This is a genomic window from Streptomyces alboflavus (assembly GCF_000716675.1).
Lineage (GTDB): Bacteria > Actinomycetota > Actinomycetes > Streptomycetales > Streptomycetaceae > Streptomyces > Streptomyces alboflavus.
Window position 1 is genome coordinate 119,510 of sequence record NZ_JNXT01000012.1, and the last position, 20,773, is coordinate 140,282.

A 20,773-nucleotide genomic window follows, 5' to 3' on the forward strand; every position below is an offset into this window, starting at 1 on the left:
CCTCCTGGTCGTCGCCTGCTTCGCGGGTCAGTGGGCACCTCACTTGAAGCCGGTGGACATGTACTGGTCGACGTTGTCCTTGTCGACGACGGCCGAGTAGAGCGTCAGGGAGGCCGGGATCTCGAACTCGGCCATGCCGCTGACGCCCTTGCCCTGGCCGAGCGCCCGCGCCAGGTCGATCGCGGACGCCGCCATCGTCGGCGGGTACAGGACGGTGGCCTTGAGCACGCCACGGTCCTGCTTGATCTCCTGGAACGCGGACAGCGCGCCCGCGCCGCCGACCATCAGGAAGTCGTCGCGCCCGGCCTGCTTGATCGCCCGCAGCGCGCCCACGCCCTGGTCGTCGTCGTGGTTCCACAGGGCGTCGAAGTTCTTCTGCGCCTGCAGGAGCTGCGACATCTTCGACTGCCCGGACTCGACGGTGAACTCCGCGGCCTGCCGGGCGACCTTCTCGATGTTCGAGTAGTTCTTCAGGGCGTCGTCGAAGCCCTTGGTGCGCTGCTTGGTCAGCTCCAGGTTGTCCAGGCCGGCCAGCTCGACGACCTTGGCGTTCTTCTTGCCCTTGAGCTTCTCGCCGATGTAGTGCCCGGCGTTCAGGCCCATGCCGTAGTTGTCGCCGCCGATCCAGCAGCGGTACGCCTGCGCGGACGCGAAGATCCGGTCGAGGTTGACGACGGGGATCCCGGCCTTCATGGCCTTCAGGCCGACCTGCGTGAGGGCCTTCCCGTCGGCGGGCAGGATGACGAGGACGTCGACCTTCTTGTTGATGAGGGTCTCGACCTGGCCGATCTGCGCGGCCGTGTCGTTGGAGCCCTCGGTGGCCTCCAGGGTGACGTCCTTGTACTTCTTCGCCCGCGACTTGGCGTTGTCGTTGATGGCGTTCAGCCAGCCGTGGTCGGCCTGCGGCCCGGCGAAGCCGATGGTGACCTTCTTGCCGGGCTTGTCGTCGGCGACGGCCTGGTTGTTGTCGGACGGCGAGTCGTCGTCCTTGGACTCGTTGCTGGTGCAGCCGGTGAGCACGGCACCGGCCGACACGGCGGCCGCTCCGAAGAGCAGTCCTCTGCGGCTCGCGAAATCTGGCATGACTTGAACCCCTTACGTGGTAGCCGTACGCCGCTGGACGAGGACCGCGGCCACGATGATCGCGCCCTTGGCGATCTGCTGGACGGCGGTCTCCAGGTTGTTGAGCGCGAAGATGTTCTGGATCGTGATGAAGATCAGGACGCCGAGCACGGAGCCCGTGATGGTGCCCCGGCCCCCGCTCAGCAGCGTGCCGCCGATGATCGCGGCGGCGATGGCGTCCAGCTCGTACAGATTGCCGTTGGTGTTCTGGCCCGAGCCCGCGAGGACGATCAGCAGGAACGCCGCGATGCCGCAGCACAGCCCGGACAGCAGATACAGATAGAGCCGCTGCCGCCGGACGTCGATGCCCGCGAGCCGCGCCGCCTCGGCGTTGCCGCCGACGGCCACCGAACGGCGACCGAACGTGGTCCGGTTCAGCAGCAGCCAGCCGACCACCGTCACGGCCGCGAAGACCATCACGAGCGGCGGGATGCCGAGCACGTAGGAGTCGCGCTCGCCGAGCTTCAGGACACTGTCGACGGTGACCATCTGCGTCTTGCCGTCGGTGATCTCCAGGGCCAGGCCGCGGCCCGATGCGAGCATGGCGAGGGTGGCGATGAACGGCACCATGCGCCCGTACGCGATGAGCAGTCCGTTCACGAGACCGCAGCCGAGTCCGACGACGACGGCCGTGAAGAGGATGCCCGCGAAGCCGTACTCCTGGGTGGCGACCGTCGTGGCCCACACCGACGCGAGCGCCACGATCGCGCCGACCGACAGGTCGATGCCGCCGGAGATGATCACGAAGGTCATGCCGACGGTGACCACGCCGATGACGGACGCCTGGGTGAGGACGAGTTGCAGGTTGTCGGTGTCCAGGAACGCGTCGGGCTCCGTGACACCGCCGATCACGACGAGGGCGGCGAGCACACCGAGCAGCGAAAGGGTGCGCACGTCGACGCGGGTGACGAGGGACCGCCACGGGCTCTTGGGGGCGTCCGCCGGCGGGCTCTTCTCGGTGACGGGCCGGGCGGGCGATGCGGGCTGCGTCATGACGCCGGGCTTCCTTCCGTGGTGGCGGGGCCGTGGGGGCCCTTGGTGAGGGTCGGGCCGGGCGTGCTCGACGCCAGGACGAGGTCGAGCACGCGGTGTTCGTCGAGGTCGTGCGCGGGAGCGGTGTGGACGACCCGGCCCTCGCGCAGGACGAGGACGCGGTCGGCGAGGCCGAGGACCTCCGGCACCTCGCTGGAGACGAGGAGGACAGCGAGGCCCTCGTCGGCGAGCCGCCGGATGACGGTGTACAGCTCGGCGCGGGCGCCGACGTCGACACCGCGGGTCGGCTCGTCGAGCAGCAGGACGCGACAGCCGCGCAGCAGCCACCGGGCGAGGACCGCCTTCTGCTGGTTGCCGCCGGAGAGCGTGCGCACCGGGACCGAGGGGTTGTCGGGCCGCAGCGACAGCTCGCGCGTCGCGGTGCGGGCGGCCTCGCGCTCCTTCGTCCGGTCCAGCCAACCCCCGTACGAGAAGCGGGACATGGAGGAGACGGACACATTGCGGGTGACGGACTCCAGCATGAGCAGGCCCTGGGCCTTGCGCTCCTCGGGGGCGAGCCCGAGCCCGGCGCGCACCGCCGCGCGGACGCTGCCAGGCCGCAACACCCGTCCGTCTACGCGGACTTGGCCGCCGGTCGGCCTGCGGGCGCCATAGATGGTCTCCAGGATCTCCGAGCGCCCGGAGCCGACGAGCCCGGCGAGGCCGACGATCTCGCCGGGCCGCAGTTCGAGGTCGAGGGGCGCGAACTCGCCGTCGCGGGCGAGGCCCTGGACGACGAGGACGGGGTCGGGCAGGGGGCTGCCGTCCTGGTCGCGGGGTGCCCGCTCCGGGAAGACGTACTCGACGTTGCGGCCCGTCATCAGCGCGATGACCTCGCGTGTCGGTGTCTCCTTGGCGGGCAGGCCGACGGCGACGGCGCGGCCGTCCTTGAGGACGGTGACGCGGTCGCCGATGCGGCGGATCTCCTCCAGCCGGTGCGAGATGTAGACGACGGCGACGCCGTCGGCCGTCAGATCGCCCACGATGCGAAAGAGGTTGTCGACCTCGTCGGGGTCGAGCGCGGCGGACGGTTCGTCCATGACGATGAGCCGCACCTCGTGGGAGAGCGCGCGGGCCATCGACACGATCTGCTGCTGGGCGGCCGACAGGTCCCCGACGAGCCGCGCCGGGTCGATCTCGCTGTGCCCGAGGCGCCTGAGCAGTGCGGCGGTCGAGGCGCGTGCGTCCCGGCCGCGGACCACGAAACCGGCGGCGGTCGGCTCGTGCCCGAGGTAGACGTTCTCGGCCACGGACAGGCCCTCCACCAGGTCGAGTTCCTGGTAGATGGTGGCGACGCCGAGGCGCATGGCGGCGATCGGCGAGCGCAGGGTGACCTCGTCGCCGCGCCAGACGATGGTGCCGTCGTCCGGCTGGTGGGCGCCCGCGAGGACCTTGATGAGCGTGGACTTGCCGGCGCCGTTCTGGCCGAGCAGGCAGTGCACCTCACCGGCCTGGACATGCAGGTCGACGCCGTCGAGCGCGCGGACGCCCGGGAACGACTTGGTGATGCCGGACATGGTGAGCAGGGGTGGTTCTGGTGCCATGACGGTTCCCTCGGGGGGTGCGGCCGGTTTCAGGGCAGAGCAGGGCGAAGCGGAGGGTGGCGGGAGGGGGCTGGCGGAGCTGATGGAGTCGCTGAGAGAGGCTGGCGGAGCTGATGAAGCCGGTGAGAAAGGGCAGGGCGATCTTGTAAAGGGCATGACAATAACGATCAAGGCGCCGCGGCCCGGCGCTCGCGCGTACGGGTGCCCGGGGCGGCTAGGCCGGGGAGAACAGGTGGTCGCTGATGAGGCGGGCGCCGCCGATGACTCCGGCGGTGGGGCCCAACTCACCGAGGACGATGGGGAGGTTGCCGGTCGCGAGGGGCAGCGACTGGCGATAGACCTGGGTGCGGATCGCGGCGAGCAGCGTGTGGCCGAGGCCGGTGACGCCGCCGCCGATCACCACGAGACCGGGGTTGAAGAAGCTGACGAGGCCCGCGATGACCTGGCCGGTGCGGTTGCCACCGGCGCGGATCAAGTCGAGGGCGGTGGCGTCACCGGCGGCGGCCGCCGCGGCGACGTCGACGGCGGTGAGCGCGCCGGAGTTCTCGAATCGGGTGCAGAGCTCCGGTGAACTCCCCTGGTGGGCGGCGTCCTCGGCGTCGCGGGCGAGCGCGGCGCCGCTGAAGTATGCCTCCAGGCAGCCCTTGTTGCCGCAGGCGCACGGGCGGCCGTCCGGCTCGACCTGGATGTGGCCGATGTCGCCCGCGCTGCCCGTCGTGCCGCGGTAGACCTCGCCGCCGACGACGATGCCGCAGCCGATGCCCGTGCCGATCTTGACGCACAGGAAGTCGGCCACGGAGCGGGCGACGCCCGCGTGCTGCTCGCCCATCGCCATCAGGTTCACGTCGTTGTCGACCATCACCGGGCAGCCGAGGTCCTGGCTGAGCGCCTCCCGCACGGGGAAGCCGTCCCAGCCGGGCATGATCGGCGGTGCGACCGGGACGCCCTCGGGGAAGCGGACGGGCCCCGGTACGCCGATGCCGGCGCCGTCGAATCCCTCCGCGAGCCCGGAGGCGCGCAACTTGGCTGCCATGGCGAGGACTTGCTCGAAGACCGCGACCGGGCCCTCGCGTACGTCCATGGGCTGGTTGATGTGGCCGAGTACCTCCAGCTCGGCGTTGGTGACCGCGACGTCGACCGAGGTCGCGCCGATGTCCACGCCGAGGAAGCGGAGGGCCGGGGCCAGGCGGATGTTGTGGGAGCGGCGGCCGCCTCGGGACGCCGCGAGGCCGTCGGCGACCACGAGTCCTGTGTCCAGGAGGCGGTCCACCTCCACGGCCAGTTTGGACCGGGAGAGGTCGACCTGGTCGCCCAGTTGGGCGCGGGAGTTGGGCCCTCCGTCGCGCAGCAGCCGCAGTAGCCGCGCCTGGTGCGCGTTGGCGGGTCGAGCCGTCATACGTCTCACGCGCCCCTCCCCGCCTGTTCGGCCGAATCCCGTGTGTGTTCGTTGGGCTTTCGAGGGGAACGTAGCAGCGGTTGCCGGGACTGGGAAGAAGTTGCGTACGAATTCCCTCCTACTTTCTCCAGTTCGAGGACAAAGGGGGGTGGGTGGCCTCGCGGGGCGCCCCAGTCCCGCCCCTTCTCCGAAACCGGGGCTGCGCCCCTGGACCCCCAAGGTGGAGGTCCCGGGCGGGTGGGACAGCTCCCGCCGAATCGGCGCTCTGCGCCTCGTCCTCAAACGCCGGACGGGCTGAAAACCTCGCCGAGGCGGGCCGGAAGGCGCCGCGGGGCGGGCTGGGAGGGTGCCGCGGGGTGGGCCGGAAATGCGCTGCGGGGCGGGCTGCAATGTGCGGGTCGGGCCGGACAGGCGCTGCGAGGTGAGCCGTTTCGGGGCTGAAGGTGCCGCGCTGCTGCACAGCCGGTGCAGGTTGGGGCGGGTGGGTGGGAGAGAGCCCGTCCGGCGATTGAGGACGAGGCGCGCAGCGCCGAAACGGGGGTGACCCCGGCAGGGCCGAGGGTGCCGGGCTGTCGGACAGGCCGGTGCAAGCTCGGGCGGGTGGGCGGGCAAGAGCCCGTCCCAGCCGACACACCCGGTCAGGGCGTCTCACGTTCGTGGTACGTCTTCCGCGTGTGCTCCGTATGCGCCCGCATGACCTCCGTCGCCCCCGCCTCGTCACGCGCGGCGATCGCCGCGATGAGCGCGCGGTGCTCGATCCAGGACTGCTTGCCGCGCTGCCGGGCCACCGGCGTGTAGTACCAGCGGACACGCCGGTCGACCTGGGCGGCCAGCTCAGCGAGGACGACGTTCCCGGCCAGCTCCATCACCTTGGCGTGGAACGCGGCGTTCGTGGCGACGACGAGGTCCACGTCACCGTCCGCGACGGCCGCCTCCCCCTTGGCGCACAGCTCCTCGAGGGCGGCGATCCCCGCCGACCCGGCGTTCGCGGCGGCGAGCCGCGCGGCCTCGGCCTCCAAGAGGGTGCGGACGGTGAGGAGTTGGTCGGCCTCCTCCTCCGTCGGCTCGTGCACGAACGCCCCCTGCGCGGGCCGCAGGTCCACCCACCCCTCGGTGTTCAGCCGCTGCAACGCCTCGCGCACGGGCTGCCTGGACACGCCCAGGTGTCCGGCGAGTTCGCTCTCGACGAGGTGCTGGCCAGGGCGCAGGGCGCGGGTGGTGATGAGTTCGAGCAGCGCCTCGTACACCCGCTCGCGCAGCGGGCCCGGCCGCTCCAACTTGGGCACTGTCCCCTGTGGCAGTCCTGCGGACAACATCCCGGCCCCCTCCTGGACGACGTCAACCCGAGTCAAGCGAAACAGATTGGCTTTTGTCTACAGTTTACCGAGCACAGGGGCCAGTACCAGGGGCAGTTGGACGCGTCACAACGGCCGACCGCCTCCCGGCACAGCGACAGCGCACGTCACGGACAGCGCACGACCTGCCCCGCGTACGACAGGTTCCCCCCGAACCCGAACAGCAGCACCGGATCCCCCTTGGAGATCTCACCCCGCTCGACCAGCTTGGACAGGGCGAGCGGCACCGACGCGGCCGAGGTGTTGCCGGAGTCCACCACGTCCCGGGCGACGACGGCGTTGACCGCGCCGATCCGGTCGGCGAGCGGCTCGACGATGCGCAGGTTGGCCTGGTGCAGGACGACCGCAGCGAGGTCGGCCGGGGCCAGACCGGCCCGTTCGCAGGCCGCGCGGGCCAGCGGCGGCAGCCGCGTGGTGGCCCAGCGGTAGACGCTCTGCCCCTCCTGCGCGAACCGCGGCGGCGTCCCCTCGATGCGCACCGCGTGCCCCATCTCCGGCACCGAGCCCCACAGGACCGGGCCGATCCCGGGCTCCTCCCCCTCCGCGCACGGCTCGACGACGGCCGCGCCCGCGCCGTCGCCGACGAGCACGCACGTCGTGCGGTCGGTCCAGTCCGTGACGGCGGACATCTTGTCGGCGCCGATGACCAGGGCCCGGGTCGCCGCCCCCGCCCGTACGGCGTGGTCGGCGGTGGCGAGCGCGTGCGTGAAGCCCGCACAGACGACGTTGACGTCCATCGCGGCGGGCGAGACGAGACCCAGGCGGGCGGCGACCCGCGCGGCCATGTTCGGCGAGCGGTCGATGGCCGTGGACGTGGCGACGACGACCAGGTCCACGGACGACGGCGCGCTGCCCGCGGAGGCGAGCGCCTTGGCGGCGGCGTGCGCGGCGAGCTCGTCGACCGGCTCCTCCGGGCCGCCGATGTGGCGGGTGCGGATGCCCACCCGGGAGCGGATCCACTCGTCGCTGGTGTCGACCATGCCCGTCAAGTCGTCGTTCGTGAGGACCTTGGCGGGCTGGTAGTGGCCGACAGCGGCGATGCGTGAGCCGGGCATGGGCGGATCCCCTCGTGGTGCAGGCAGTGCGGGACGTACGGGAAGTGCGTGACCGTCCAGTCTGCTCAGCGACTCACGGGTAACAGGTGACGTAATGCGACAGGAAAGGAGCGCCCGCTTTGGATGCTTCGCCACATCGTGTCACCCGGTGAAGAGCTGTTTGGCCTTGTGTACGAGCTCGTAGACGCCGTACGCGAGGGGCAGCCCGACCCACAGCCAGGCCCCGACGATCAGCGGGCGGCGGCGCGGCAGGTCCCGGTCACTTGCCTGCGGCTGAATCGGCGGCGTCGGTGGTGTCGGCGGTGTCGGCTGTGTCGGCGGCGTTGTCATCGGACAGCTCCTTCGGGGCGGAGACGTGGTGGCGGGCGTGCACGGGACGTACCAGCTCATTGGCCACGAACCCGATGACGAGCAGGCCGATCATGATCGACAGGGAGAGGCCGTAGAGGCCGGGGCCGTGCTTGCCCGCCTCCTCCTGGCGGTCGGCCACCCAGTTCACGATCAGCGGGCCGAGCACCCCGGCGAGCGACCAGGCGGTGAGCAGGCGGCCGTGGATCGCGCCGACCTGGTAGGTGCCGAAGAGGTCCTTCAGGTACGCCGGGATCGTCGCGAAGCCGCCGCCGTAGAAGGAGAGGATGACCAGCGCGCAGACGATGAACAGGGGCTTGGAGTCGTCGCCGAAGCGGGCGATGAGGAAGTACATGAGCGCGCCCGCGCCCAGGTAGAGGCGGTAGACGTTCTTGCGGCCGACGAGGTCGGACGCGGACGACCAGCCGATGCGGCCCGCCATGTTCGCCGCCGAGAGCAGCGCGACGAAGCCCGCGGCGGCGGACGCGGAGACGGGCGTGGAGGTGTCCGCGAAGAAGTCGGTGATCATCGGCGCGGCCTTCTCCAGGATGCCGATTCCCGCGGTCACGTTCATGCACAGGACCACCCACAGGCACCAGAACTGCGGGGTGCGGATCGCCTGCCTCGCCGACACCTGCGGTCCCGCGGGGGCCGGGCGCGCGGCGGAGCCGCCCGAGGACACGGCCCCGCGCCCCGCGGCGACGTCCGGCACCCGCACCAGCAGCACACCCAGGGTCATGAAGGCCGCGTACGACAACCCGTGGACGAGGAACGCGAGCGCGATGCCGGAGGAGTCGTCGCCGAACGTCTCCAGCATCTGCGCCGACCACGGCGAGGCGATCAGCGCGCCGCCGCCGAACCCCATGATCGCGATTCCGGTGGCCATGCCGGGCCGGTCGGGGAACCACTTGATGAGCGTGGACACCGGGGAGATGTAGCCGATGCCGAGCCCGATGCCGCCGACGAAGCCGTAGCCGAAGACGATCAGCCAGTACTGGCTGGTCGCGGCGCCGAGCGCGGCGATCAGGAAGCCGGAGGAGAAGCAGACGAGCGCGACGGACATCGCCCAGCGCGGCCCGTTGCGCTCCACGAGGGTGCCGCCGAACGCGGCGGACAGGCCGAGCATGACGATGCCGAGCTGGAACGGCAGCGCGCTCTGGGTGCCGCTCAGGTCGAGCGCGGACTCCAGGGGCGGTTTGAACACACTCCAGGCGTAGGCCTGGCCGATCGAGAGATGCACCGACAGGGCGGCGGGCGGCACGAGCCAGCGGCTCCAGCCGGGTGGCGCTACGGGGGGCCTCATGATCCCGAACGGTAGGAATCCAGGAGGCTGTTGGGAAGGGGGCGGACCGGGATTGGTCGACGGTATGCAGTATTCGGGTGCGGTGCTTGGGTGTGCTGCTTGGGTGCGCTGTGTGTGCTGTGTGTGCTGTGTGTGCTGTGGGGGCGCTGAGCGTTCTGTACGGATGCTTCGCTCGCGTACGCGGCCGGGCTACGGGCCGGTCTCCCCGTCCCCTCGGCCGACCGCCACCGCCGCGTCCCCGCCGCCGGACGCCCCCTCCGCGAGCGCCGCCCTGCGCAGGTGCTCGGCCAGCGCCCGTGTGGCCGTCGACGCGGATCCGTCCGTGACGCCCCAGGCCAGCAGGTGGTGGCGGCGCGCCCAGGGCTCGCGGAGCGCGGACACGGCGAGGGGCAGGCGGGGGTCGACGGCGCGGCGGGGCACGACGGCGAGCCCGACGCCCGCGGCGGCGAGGGAGACGAGGACGTCGAGGTCGGAGGCGGTGGTGCGGTGGCGTACGACCGGCGCGTGCGGGCCGAGGTGGCTCTCGATCCAGCGGCGCAGTGAGGAGCCCGCGTCGAGGCCGACGAGCGGGTGCTCGGCGACCTCGCCGTAGGTCAGCCCGGCCCGCCCCGCGAGCACCCCGCCCGCCTGGCCGATGACCACCAGCGAGTCGTCCCCGAGGGGTTCGGTGACCAGGCCGCAGTCGCGGGCCTCGTCGTCGACCACGACGCCCAGGTCCGCCTTGCCGTCGGCCAGGCGCCGCAGGGTCTGCGGGGTGCGGTGCTCGGACACCGTGACGTCGACGTCCGGGTGGGCGCCGAGGAACGTGACGAGGGCCTGCGGGACGAGCCGGTAGCGGGCGGAGCCGCCGCAGAGCAGGGTCAGCGCGGCGGCCGGGGCCCGGGTGTAGCCGGCGACGGCGCTGTCGAGCCGGGCCGTCTGGACCAGGACCTCGCGGGCGTGCCGGGCCAGGGTCGCGCCCGCCGGGGTGGGCCGCACGCCCCGTCTGCCGCGGATCAGGAGCGGCACCCCGGCGTGGTGTTCGAGGGCGCGCACCCGGGCGCTGGCCGAGGGCAGGCTGAGGTGCACACGCCGCGCGCCCGCCGTGATGGAGCCCTCCGTCACGATGCCGAGGAAGAGCCGCAGGTCGTCCAGGTCGTAGCGCACCTGATTCAGCCTATGTCAGGGCCTTAGGCTGGGTACGCGGATCGCGCATTGTGGGCGTACCGCTCGGGGGCCGATGCTCGGCAGATGTCCGAGACGCTGTGGGTCCTGCTCGCCGGGTTCGCCGCCGGCGGCCTGAACGCGCTCGGCGGCGGGGGCACGTTCGTGGCGCTGCCCGCGCTGGTCGCGGCCGGGGTGCCGCCCGTGACGGCGAACGCGTCCTCGACCGTCGCGCTGGTGCCGGGCGCGGTGGCGGGCGCCTGGGTCTACCGGCGTGAACTCGGCCCGGTCGGCACGGTGTCCACGCGGGCCCTCACCGGCGTGAGCGCGCTCGGCGGCGGACTCGGCGCCGGGCTCCTGCTCATGCTGCCCGCGGCGTCCTTCGAGGCGGCGGTGCCGTGGCTGCTTGCCTTCGCCACGGTGCTCCTGGCCTGCGGCCGCCGCGTCATCGGCGCCCTGAGCAGGGGCCCGGGAGGTCCGGTCGCCCTGGGCCCCCGGGCCGTCCTTGCCGCACAGTTCGCCCTCGCGGTGTACGGCGGGTACTTCGGCGGAGCCGTAGGCATCATGATGCTGGCCCTGTGGAGCGTCGGCCTGGGACTCGACGCCGCGGCGGGCAACCCGATGCGGATCGCGCAGGTCGCCGCGGTGTACCTGACGGCGTCGGCGCTGTTCCTCGTGGCCTCGGACGCCCTGGACACCCCGCTGGTCCTCGGCGCCCTCCTGACGGGCGCGGTGGCCGGCGGCTTCGGGGGCGCCCATCTCGCCCGCCGTCTCCCGGCGCGGGTGCTGCGCGCCGTCGTGCTGACCACGGCGGTGACGATGACGGCCCTGTACTTCGTCCGGGGGTGACGTGATGAGCACGGGCGAGGCGGCGGCCGCCGCACCGTGGACGGAGGCGGCGCGCGCCCGCGTGGCCCTGGCCTACGAGGCCTGCGAACTGTCCGAACTCGCCCGCGCCGCCGTCACCGTCGGCCCGGACGAGCTGCGCGGGGACGGCACGTCGACGGCCCCCGGCAGCGCGCTTGCCGACGCGGTCCACCTCCTCGCGGCGGCGCACCGGTTGCTGGTGGCCGCCGCCGTGTACGAGCGGGCCGCCGGGGCGGACTGGCAGGTGGTCGGCGCCGCGCTGAACGTGTCGGCGGGGGCGGCCCGGCAGCGGTTCGTGGCGGCCGAGGCCCGCTTCCGCGAGGGGCCTCGCTCCCCCGGCGACGCGTGCGACGCGCCCGGCACAGCCGTCGACGAGCCCGAAGGATGGCGGTCGTACCTGCTCAGGGAGCCGCTGGAGGCCGCGCGCGACCTCGACGACTGGGTCCTGCGGCACCAGGACGGCGACGGCGACTTCGGGGACGCGCCGGTGTCCGGCCCGCTGCTGCGCCCCACGCCCCCCAGCGGCCCGTAGAGCCGCGAAAACAAGAAGGGCAAGGAGCGAAACGTCTCCTTGCCACTCTCAAGGTATAGCGCACGAGGGGGCTTGCAGCAAGGCCCGGGGCATGCCGCACAATGACCGACCCAGGCCAGGACCTGCGGAAATCAAGAGTTCGCGACGTACCTATGCATTTGTTTGCTTCATGGGGGTTTCATGTTCGACGTGATCATCACCGGTGGCGGTCCGACCGGTCTGATGCTGGCCGCTGAACTGCGGCTGCACGAGGTGCGGGTGGTCGTCCTGGAGAAGGAGGCGGAGCCGACCGCGCAGTCCCGTGCGCAGGGGCTGCATGTGCGCAGCATCGAGCTGATGGACCAGCGCGGGCTCCTTGAGAAGTTCCTGCCGCTCGGGAAGCAGTTCACGGTCGGCGGCTTCTTCGCCGGTCTCGGTTCGTCGTGGCCCGAGGACCTCGACACGGCGCACTCGTACGTCCTCGGCATCCCGCAGGAGATCACCGAGCGGCTCCTCACCGAGCGCGCCGTCGAGTCGGGCGTCGAGATCCGGCGCGGCTGCCAGGTGGTGGCGCTGAGCCAGGACGAGGACAGGGTGGAGGTCGAACTCGCCGACGGCACCCGGCTGCGCTCGCGCTATCTAGTGGGCTGCGACGGCGGCCGCAGCACGGTGCGCAAGCTGCTCGGCGTCGACTTCCCCGGGGAGCCCGCGCGGGTCGAGACGCTGCTCGGCGCGATGGAGCTCGGCGTGTCGCAGGAGGCGCTGATGGAGGTCGTGGCCGAGGTCCGCAAGACCCAGCAGCGGTTCGGCGCCATGCCCATGGGGGACGGCGTGTACCGCGTGATCGTGCCCGCCGACGGGGTGTCGGAGGACCGGACGACCCCGCCGACCCTGGAGGAGTTCAAGCAGCGGCTGCGGGCGTTCGCGGGGACTGATCTGGGCGCGCACTCGCCGCGCTGGCTGTCCCGCTTCGGCGACGCGACGCGGCAGGCCGAGCGCTACCGGGTCGGCCGGGCGCTGCTCGCGGGCGACGCGGCGCACATCCACCCGCCGACCGGCGGGCAGGGCCTCAACCTCGGCATCCAGGACGCGGTCAACCTCGGCTGGAAGCTGGCCGCCGCCGTGCACGGCTGGGCGCCCGAGGGGCTGCTCGACAGCTACCACGCCGAACGGCACCCGGTGGCCGCGGACGTGCTCGACAACACCCGCGCGCAGATCCACCTGATGTCCGACGACCCGGGTGCCCTCGCGGTGCGCCGGCTGCTCGCGGAGCTGACGGGCTTCGACAACGTGAACCGGCACCTGATCGAGAAGATCACCGCGATCGGGATCCGCTACGACTTCGGCGACGGGCACGAGCTGCTCGGACGGCGGCTGCGGGACGTGGAGTTGAAGCGCGGCCGCCTGTACGGGCTCATGCACGGCGGCCGGGGGCTGCTGCTCGACCAGACCGGCCGGCTCTCGGTGGCGGGCTGGGCGGACCGGGTCGACCACGTCGTCGACACGAGCGAGGAACTGGACGTGCCCGCCGTGCTGGTGCGGCCGGACGGGCACGTGGCGTGGGTCGGCGAGGACCAGCGGGAGCTGGAGGGCGCGCTGCCCAAGTGGTTCGGGGCGGCGGCGAACTGACGCTCCGCCGACCGACCCACCCGCGAACCGCGGTGCACACGAACTGACGCACGGTCGGGCGAGAGAGGGCTCGCCCGACCCCTTGCTGCGCCAACTTCCATACTGTAGACAATATTCCATCTACCGTGTGTGGCTTCTCGGCCACCCACGACCAGCGCAGCCTGAGAGCGCTGCCGGTCCGTCGGAACCCTCAACCGAACGGAGCGCGCCATCGTGAAAGTCGCAGTCCTGGGCGCCGGTGCCATCGGCGCCTACGTCGGAGCCGCCCTGCACCGCGCGGGAGCGGACGTCCATCTCGTGGCCCGCGGACCGCACTTGGCGGCCATGCGGCAGCACGGCGTACGCGTGCTCAGCCCGCGCGGTGACTTCACCGCGCGGGTCCACGCCACCGCCGAACCGGCCGACATCGGCCCCGCCGACTTCGTCTTCCTCGGCCTGAAGGCCACTTCGTACGCGGCGTGCGGGCCGCTCATCGCACCGTTGCTGCACGACCGGACGGCCGTGGTCGCCGCTCAGAACGGCATCCCCTGGTGGTACTTCCACCGGCACGGCGGGCCGCACGACGGGCACCGCCTGGAGAGTGTGGACCCGGGCGGCGCCGTCAGCGCGGTGCTCGCCCCGTACCGGGCCGTCGGCTGCGTGGTGTACGCGGCGACCGAGCTCGCCGAACCGGGCGTCGTACGGCACTTGGAAGGCACCCGCTTCTCCGTCGGCGAGCCGGACCGCACCCGGTCGGCGCGCTGTCTCGACTTCAGCGCGGCGATGCGCGCGGGCGGCCTGAAGTGCCCGGTGGAGCCGGACGTGCGCGCCGACATCTGGATCAAGCTGCTCGGCAACATCTCCTTCAACCCGATCAGCGCCCTCGCCCGCGCCACCATGCGCGAGATGTGTCTGCACGGCGGCACCCGCCGCGTCATCGAGATCATGATGGCCGAGACCCTGGCCGTCGCCGCGGCCCTCGGCTGCGAGCCGGACATCTCCATCGAGCGGCGGCTCGCGGGCGCCGAGCGCGTCGGCGACCACCGCACCTCCACGCTCCAGGACCTGGAGCGCGGCAAGCCCCTCGAACTCGACGTGCTGCTCGCCGCCGTCGTGGAACTCGCGGAGATCACCGGCGTGCGCGTGCCCACTCTGCGCACCGTGCACGCCCTCTCGGACCTGCTCGCCCACGGCATGAGGAGCGCCGTAGCGTGACCAAGCCAGACCGCACCCGAACCCGGCAGGACCGTGCCGGGGGCAGCCGCGGGCGCGACCGCGCCCCCAAGTCGTACACCCGCCTCACCCAGCCGCTCGTCCGCGACCGCCGCGACGGACCGCTGCGCCCCGCCACCTGGGACGAGGCCCTGGCCCGTGCCGCCGACGGCTTCCGGCGCACCCGCGCGGACCACGGCCCGGACGCCTTCGCGATGCTCTCCTGCGCCCGCGCCACCAACGAGATGAACTACGTGGCGCAGAAGTTCACCCGCGTCGTCATGGGCACCAACAACGTCGACTCCTGCAACCGCACCTGTCACGCGCCGAGCGTCGCGGGCCTCTCGGCCGCGTTCGGCTCCGGCGGCGGCACCTCGTCCTACGCGGAGGTCGAGGACACCGACCTCATCGTGATGTGGGGCTCCAACGCCCGCTTCGCGCACCCGATCTTCTTCCAGCACGTCCTGAAGGGCATCCGGGCCGGTGCCCGGATGTACGCCGTCGACCCGCGCCGCACCTCCACCGCCGAGTGGGCGGAGAGCTGGCTCGGCCCGAACGTGGGCACCGACATCGCCCTCGCGCACGCCGTCGGCCGCGAGATCATCCACGCGGGCCTGCACAACACGCTCTTCGTCGAGCGCGCCACGTCCGGCTTCGCGGAGTACGCCGCGCTCGTCGAGCCGTGGACGCTCACGCTCGCCGAGAAGGTGACGGGCGTGCCCGCGGCCGCGATCCGCGACCTCGCGCACGCGTACGCCACCGCCGAACGCGCCCAGCTGTGCTGGACGCTCGGCATCACCGAGCACCACAACGGCACCGACAACGTCCGGGCGCTCATCAATCTGGCGCTGCTCACCGGGCACGTCGGCCGTTACGGCGCCGGGGTGCAGCCGCTGCGCGGGCAGAACAACGTGCAGGGCGGCGGCGACATGGGCGCCATACCCAACCGCCTGCCCGGCTTCCAGGACATCCTCGACGACGGCCACCGGCACAAGTTCGAACGGGCCTGGGACACCGTCATCCAGCCGCGCTACGGCATGACGCTCACCGACATGTTCGAGGCCATGGAGAGTGGCGGGCTGCGCGCGGTGTACTGCATCGGCGAGAACCCCGCCCAGTCGGAGGCCGACAGCGAGCAGGCCGCGCGGCGGCTCGCCGCCCTCGACCATCTGGTGGTCCAGGACATCTTCCTGACGAAGACCGCCGAGATGGCCGACGTGGTGCTTCCCGCCACCGCCGCGTGGGCGGAGACCGACGGCACCACCACCAACAGCGAACGGCGGGTGCAGCGGGTGCGGGCCGCGCTCACGCCGCCCGGCGCCGCCCGCGAGGACATCGACATCATCTGCGAGGTCGCCGCCCGCCTCGGCCACGACTGGAAGTTCGCCGACGCCCAGGCCGTCTGGGACGAGCTGCGGTCCCTCTCGCCCGACCACTTCGGCATGACGTACGACCGCCTCGACGAGCACCACGGCCTCCAGTGGCCCTGCCCCGACCTCGACCGGCTGCCCTCCACTTTCCTGCACGGGCGGCTGTGGGAGGCCGACCCGGCCCTGCGCGGGCCGCGCGCTCCCTTCGGGCTCGTGCACGACGACCCGCCCGTCGATCTCACCGACGAGTCGTTCCCTCTGCGGCTCACGACGGGGCGGCGCCTCGACTCCTACAACACCGGTGTGCAGAGCGGGAGTTTCGCCTCCCCGCTGCGGCGCGGCGAGTACGTCGAGCTGTGCCCCGAGGACGCCGCGCGGTACGGGGTCGTGGCCGGCGAGGAGGTGCGGGTGTCCTCGCGGCGCGGGGCCGTCGTCGCGCCGGTGTGGGTCGACCCCGGTCTGCGGCCCGGGCTCGCCTTCATGACCATGCACTTTCCCGACGAGGTGGACACCAACCAGCTGACCATCGAGGCCAACTGCCCGATCGCGGGGACCGCCGAGTTCAAGGCGTCCGCGATCCGCATCGAGAAGCTGGCCGCCGTGGGCGGCGAGCACCTGTGACTCTGACTGTGGGGAGTTGACGGTACGTGGACCTGCGCTTCGGCGACAGCAAGCCGACCGACGAGGAACGGGACGCGGTGGACGCGCTCCTCGGGCCGCCCGAGTCGGCCTGGGAGGGCGCCGACGACCGCTCCGACGCGGATCTTCGGTGGGCCAGGGGCGGGCGGGCCGCCCGGGAGCGGCGGGATCTGCTCCTGCCCGGGCTGCACGCGCTCAACGACCGGGTGGGGTGGATCAGCGAGGGCGGGCTCGGATACCTGTGCCGGCGGCTCACCGTGCCGCCCGCCGAGGCGTACGGGGTCGCCACGTTCTACTCCCTGTTCTCGCTGAAGCCGCGGGCGCGGACCGTGGTGCGGGTCTGCACCGATCTCGCGTGCGCGGTGCGGGGCGCTGTGCCTTCGGCGGAACGGGGCGGCGCCGTCGAAGGGGTGACCGTCGAGGACAGCCCGTGCCTGGGGTTGTGCGAGCGGGCGCCGGCGGTGCTGACGATGCGGGCGGGGGGCCCTGCGGGGCTTTCCCCGACCCCGCCCCTTCCCGAAACCGGGGGCTCCGCCCCCGGACCCCCGAATCGGCGCTCCGCGCCTCGTCCTCAATCGCCGGACAGGCTCGAACCCAGCCGCACCGGCACGTTCTCAGCCCGTCCGGCGTTTGAGGACGAGGCCGCAGGCCGATCGGCGGCGGACCGTCCCACGGCAACGGGACACCTGCCCCTGGGGTCGAGGGCCGAGCCCCCGCCCGCCCAAGCCGTCCCCCAGGCCAAGGCCCCCGGCCTGATCCTGCTGCGCCGCATAGGCGTCGTGGACCCCAGCTCGCTGGACGACTACCGCGCTCACGGCGGCTACACGGCCCTGCGCCGGGCCTTCGCCCTGGGCCCAGCCGCCGTGATCCGCGAGGTCACGGACGCGGGCCTCCTCGGCCGGGGCGGCGCCGCCTTCCCGACGGGACGGAAGTGGCAGGCGACGGCGGCGCAGCCGGACCACCCGCACTACCTCGTGTGCAACGCGGACGAGTCGGAGCCGGGCACGTTCAAGGACCGCGTGCTGATGGAGGGCGACCCGTACGCGCTGGTGGAGTCGATGACGATCGCGGCGTACGCGGTGGGGGCGAAGCACGGCTACCTCTACCTGCGCGGCGAGTACCCCCGAGCCCTCCGCACCCTGGAGCACGCCATCGGCCAGGCCCGCGCCCGCGGCCTCCTCGGCGACGACATCCTCGGGCAGGGGTTCGCGTTCGACATCGAGATCAGGCGCGGCGCGGGCGCGTACATCTGCGGTGAGGAGACCGCGCTGTTCAACTCGATCGAGGGCTATCGGGGCGAGCCCCGGTCCAAGCCGCCGTTCCCCGTGGAGAAGGGCCTCTTCGGCAAGCCCACGGCCGAGAACAACGTCGAGACGCTCGTGAACGTCCTGCCGATCCTGACCATGGGAGCGGCGGCGTACGCGGCGATCGGCACGCCCAAGTCCACCGGCCCCAAGCTGTTCTGCGTCTCGGGGGCCGTGGCCCGCCCGGGCCTGTACGAGCTGCCGTTCGGCGCGACCCTCGGCGATCTGCTCGGCCTCGCGGGCACGCCGGACAACCTGCGGGCGATCCTGCTCGGCGGCGCGGCGGGCGGCTTCGTGCGGCCGGACGAGCTGGACATCCCGCTGACGTTCGAGGGCACGCGGGAGGCGGGGACGACCCTCGGCTCCGGGGTCGTGCTCGCGATCGACGACTCCGTGCCGCTGCCCCGACTGCTGCTGCGCGTCGCCGAGTTCTTCCGCGACGAGTCGTGCGGCCAGTGCGTGCCCTGCCGGGTCGGCACGGTCCGGCAGGAGGAGGCGCTGCACCGCATCGCCGACCGCACGGGCGCGGCCGCGGCCGCCGACATCGCGCTCCTGCGCGACGTCGGGCAGGCCATGCGGGACGCCTCGATCTGCGGCCTGGGCCAGACCGCGTGGAACGCCGTGGAATCCGCCATCGACCGTCTGGGGGCGTACGAATGACCGCCATCCCGCTGCAACCACCGCGCCGCCTGGTCGAGTTCACGCTCGACGGCGAGCCCGTGCGCGTACCGGAGGGCGGCACGGTCCTCGACGCCTGCCGGGCCGCGGGCAAGGACGTGCCGACGCTGTGCGAGGGCGACACGCTCAAGCCCAAGAACGCCTGCCGGGTGTGTGTCGTGGAGGTCGAGGGCGCGCGGACGCTCGCCCCGGCCTGTTCGCGGCGCGCCGAGCCCGGGATGGAGGTGCGCACGGACACCGAGCGGACCCGGCACAGCCGCAGGCTCGTCCTCGAACTCCTCGCGTCGTCCGTCGACTTGTCGACCACACCGCGCGCGGCCGCGTGGCTGAAGGAGTACGAGGCGAAGCCCGACCGGTTCGGCCCGGACGCGGCGCGCCTCAACGAGGAACCCAGAGTCGACAACGAGCTGTACGTGCGCGACTACGACAAGTGCATCCTCTGCTACAAGTGCGTGGATGCGTGCGGCGAGCAGTGGCAGAACAGCTTCGCGATCTCCGTCGTGGGGCGCGGCTTCGACGCCCGTATCGCCGTCGAGCACGACGCGCCGCTCACCGACTCGGCGTGCGTCTACTGCGGCAACTGCGTGGAGGTGTGCCCGACGGGCGCCCTCAGCTTCAAGAGCGAGTTCGACATGCGCGCCGCCGGGACCTGGGACGAGGCCGCGCAGACGGAGACGACCACCGTGTGCGCGTACTGCGGAGTCGGCTGCAACCTCACCCTGCACGTGCAGGACAATGAAATCGTGAAGGTCACCTCGCCGCACGACAGCCCGGTGACCCACGGCAACCTCTGCATCAAGGGCCGCTTCGGCTACCAGCACGTACAGAACCGGGACTGATCGACATGGGACGAGTCACGGAACGCCGCCGCGTCATCCGCATCCGCGACGGCGCGGTCAGCGAGCGGCCGGACACGCTCGTCGCCGAGGAGCCGCTGGAGATACGCCTCAACGGCAAGCCGCTCGCCATCACCATGCGCACGCCCGGCGACGACTTCGCGCTCGCCGCCGGGTTCCTCGTCAGCGAGGGCGTGCTCGGGGCCGCGGACGAGCTGCGGAACATCGTGTACTGCGCGGGGGCGACGGCGGACGGGTCCAACACGTACAACGTGGTCGACGTGTCGACCGCGCCCGGTGTCGCCCTTCCGGACATCACGCTCGAGCGCAACGTCTATACGACCTCGTCCTGCGGGCTGTGCGGCAAGGCCAGCCTGGACGCGGTCCGCACCACGGCCCGCTGGGCCATCGACGACGACCCCGGGGGGCTCGGCGCTCCCCCGGTCCGGCTGACGCCCGAGCTGCTCGCCCGCCTCCCCGACCGGCTGCGCGCGGCCCAGCGGGTCTTCGACCGGACCGGGGGGCTGCACGCGGCGGCCCTGTTCACCGAGGACGGCGAGCCGATCGACGTGCGCGAGGACGTGGGCCGTCACAACGCCGTCGACAAGCTGGTGGGGCGGGCCCTGCAGGACGGCCGTCTGCCGCTGTCCCGCACCGTCCTGATGGTGTCGGGGCGGGCCTCCTTCGAGCTGGCGCAGAAGGCCGTGATGGCGGGGATCCCGGTGCTCGCGGCGGTGTCCGCGCCGTCGTCGCTCGCCGTCGACCTCGCCGCCGAGACCGGCCTGACCCTGGTCGGCTTCCTGCGCGGCGCCTCCATGAACGTGTACGCGGGCGAGCACCGCCTGGCCCTGCGGACCGCGGCCGCCCGGACCTGACCGGCGCTCCCGCCGCGACACGGCGACGGGGTCCCGGCCCGGCGGGGAGCGCCCCCTGCGCCGGCCGGGCCCCAGCGCCGCCCCCGCCCCTGGCGCCCGGGTTCACCCGTCGACCCGCGCGACCCTCTCCAGCATGTCCAGGAACGCCTCGCGCTCGGCGGCCGACAGGGGCCCGAGCAGGTCGGCGTTGGCGGCCCGCGCCGCCGTGGCGCACCGGCGCAGCAGGGCGCGCCCGTCGGCGGTGAGCGTGACGGCATTCTTGCGGCGGTCCCCGGGGTCGGGCGTGCGCTCCACGAGTCCGGCGCCCTGCAGGTCGTTCAGGACGCCGACGAGGTCCTTGGGGTCGAGCTTGATGCCCCGGCCGAGGTCGGCCTGCGCCACCGGGCCGAGGTCGGCGACGGCGGCGAGGACGACGTGGTGCCACATCTTCATGCCCTCGGCGGCGAGCGCGTCGGCGACCAGGGCGCGGCCGCGGGCGGCGGCCCGGCCGAGCAGCCAGCTGGGGAGGGTGCGGATGGCGGAGGGCACGGTGGGGGCGGGGGGGGTGGGGGACGCGGGGGGGGTGGTCGGCGCGG

18 protein-coding genes are annotated in these 20,773 nt (G+C 72.7%); 8 read left to right on the forward strand and 10 right to left on the reverse strand.

The window, feature by feature from the left end; all coding sequences use genetic code 11:
- Nucleotides 1-39 precede the first annotated feature (39 nt).
- The 9 genes from OO63_RS11790 to OO63_RS11825 form a co-directional block, all read right to left on the reverse strand.
- Entirely contained in the window at nt 40-1,083 is a 1,044-nt protein-coding gene (locus OO63_RS11790) for a substrate-binding domain-containing protein (protein WP_030360262.1), read from the reverse strand.
- Between the two features lie 12 nt (nt 1,084-1,095).
- On the reverse strand, nt 1,096-2,115 hold the full coding sequence (locus OO63_RS11795) for an ABC transporter permease (RefSeq protein WP_030360263.1): 1,020 nt from the start codon (nt 2,113-2,115) through the stop codon (nt 1,096-1,098).
- Nucleotides 2,112-3,698 carry a sugar ABC transporter ATP-binding protein gene (locus OO63_RS11800; protein WP_030360264.1) on the reverse strand — a complete coding sequence of 529 codons (1,587 nt, stop codon included), beginning with the start codon at nt 3,696-3,698 and terminating at the stop codon, nt 2,112-2,114. Before OO63_RS11800 ends, OO63_RS11795 begins: the two co-directional genes overlap by 4 nt.
- A 214-nt stretch (nt 3,699-3,912) precedes the next feature.
- Nucleotides 3,913-5,094: an ROK family transcriptional regulator gene (locus OO63_RS11805; RefSeq protein WP_030360265.1), complete on the reverse strand. Its 1,182-nt coding sequence runs from the start codon at nt 5,092-5,094 to the stop codon at nt 3,913-3,915.
- Nucleotides 5,095-5,732: 638 nt separating this feature from the next.
- Nucleotides 5,733-6,410 (reverse strand): GntR family transcriptional regulator, encoded by a 678-nt coding sequence (locus OO63_RS11810; protein ID WP_030362943.1) that lies wholly within the window; start codon nt 6,408-6,410, stop codon nt 5,733-5,735.
- Nucleotides 6,411-6,556: 146 nt separating this feature from the next.
- Nucleotides 6,557-7,504: a beta-ketoacyl-ACP synthase III gene (locus OO63_RS11815; RefSeq protein WP_030362944.1), complete on the reverse strand. Its 948-nt coding sequence runs from the start codon at nt 7,502-7,504 to the stop codon at nt 6,557-6,559.
- Between the two features lie 141 nt (nt 7,505-7,645).
- Entirely contained in the window at nt 7,646-7,834 is a 189-nt protein-coding gene (locus tag OO63_RS47760; RefSeq protein WP_078619083.1) for an MFS transporter small subunit, read from the reverse strand.
- Nucleotides 7,764-9,155, reverse strand: coding sequence for an OFA family MFS transporter (locus OO63_RS11820; RefSeq protein ID WP_051810769.1), 1,392 nt, complete (start codon nt 9,153-9,155; stop codon nt 7,764-7,766). Before OO63_RS11820 ends, OO63_RS47760 begins: the two co-directional genes overlap by 71 nt.
- A 189-nt stretch (nt 9,156-9,344) precedes the next feature.
- Entirely contained in the window at nt 9,345-10,301 is a 957-nt protein-coding gene (locus OO63_RS11825; protein ID WP_030362946.1) for a LysR family transcriptional regulator, read from the reverse strand.
- 84 nt (nt 10,302-10,385) lie between these two features.
- Between OO63_RS11825 and OO63_RS11830 the strand changes: the two genes are divergently transcribed.
- From OO63_RS11830 to fdhD, 8 genes are all read left to right on the forward strand, one after another.
- On the forward strand, nt 10,386-11,147 hold the full coding sequence (locus OO63_RS11830) for a sulfite exporter TauE/SafE family protein (protein ID WP_030362947.1): 762 nt from the start codon (nt 10,386-10,388) through the stop codon (nt 11,145-11,147).
- 4 nt (nt 11,148-11,151) lie between these two features.
- Complete coding sequence (locus tag OO63_RS11835; RefSeq protein ID WP_030362948.1) at nt 11,152-11,697, forward strand: hypothetical protein; 546 nt, start codon at nt 11,152-11,154, stop codon at nt 11,695-11,697.
- 180 nt (nt 11,698-11,877) lie between these two features.
- A complete protein-coding gene (gene rox / locus OO63_RS11840; protein ID WP_030362949.1) occupies nt 11,878-13,305 on the forward strand; it encodes a rifampin monooxygenase in 1,428 nt (475 codons plus the stop codon).
- A 213-nt stretch (nt 13,306-13,518) separates the two neighbouring features.
- The gene (locus OO63_RS11845; protein ID WP_030362950.1) at nt 13,519-14,499 is read left to right on the forward strand and encodes a 2-dehydropantoate 2-reductase; all 981 of its coding nucleotides are present in this window, start codon (nt 13,519-13,521) and stop codon (nt 14,497-14,499) included.
- A complete protein-coding gene (locus OO63_RS11850) occupies nt 14,496-16,487 on the forward strand; it encodes a molybdopterin oxidoreductase family protein (RefSeq protein WP_030362951.1) in 1,992 nt (663 codons plus the stop codon). Before OO63_RS11845 ends, OO63_RS11850 begins: the two co-directional genes overlap by 4 nt.
- A 26-nt stretch (nt 16,488-16,513) precedes the next feature.
- Complete coding sequence (locus OO63_RS11855; protein WP_030362952.1) at nt 16,514-18,469, forward strand: NADH-ubiquinone oxidoreductase-F iron-sulfur binding region domain-containing protein; 1,956 nt, start codon at nt 16,514-16,516, stop codon at nt 18,467-18,469.
- Nucleotides 18,466-19,326 carry a 2Fe-2S iron-sulfur cluster-binding protein gene (locus OO63_RS11860; protein WP_030362953.1) on the forward strand — a complete coding sequence of 287 codons (861 nt, stop codon included), beginning with the start codon at nt 18,466-18,468 and terminating at the stop codon, nt 19,324-19,326. The genes OO63_RS11855 and OO63_RS11860 overlap by 4 nt, the downstream gene beginning before the upstream one ends.
- Nucleotides 19,327-19,331: 5 nt before the next feature.
- Nucleotides 19,332-20,198, forward strand: coding sequence for a formate dehydrogenase accessory sulfurtransferase FdhD (fdhD, locus tag OO63_RS11865; RefSeq protein ID WP_030362954.1), 867 nt, complete (start codon nt 19,332-19,334; stop codon nt 20,196-20,198).
- Between the two features lie 102 nt (nt 20,199-20,300).
- Here the strand turns inward: fdhD and OO63_RS11870 are convergent, their stop codons facing one another.
- Nucleotides 20,301-20,726: a MarR family winged helix-turn-helix transcriptional regulator gene (locus OO63_RS11870; RefSeq protein ID WP_030362955.1), complete on the reverse strand. Its 426-nt coding sequence runs from the start codon at nt 20,724-20,726 to the stop codon at nt 20,301-20,303.
- Nucleotides 20,727-20,773: the final 47 nt, after the last annotated feature.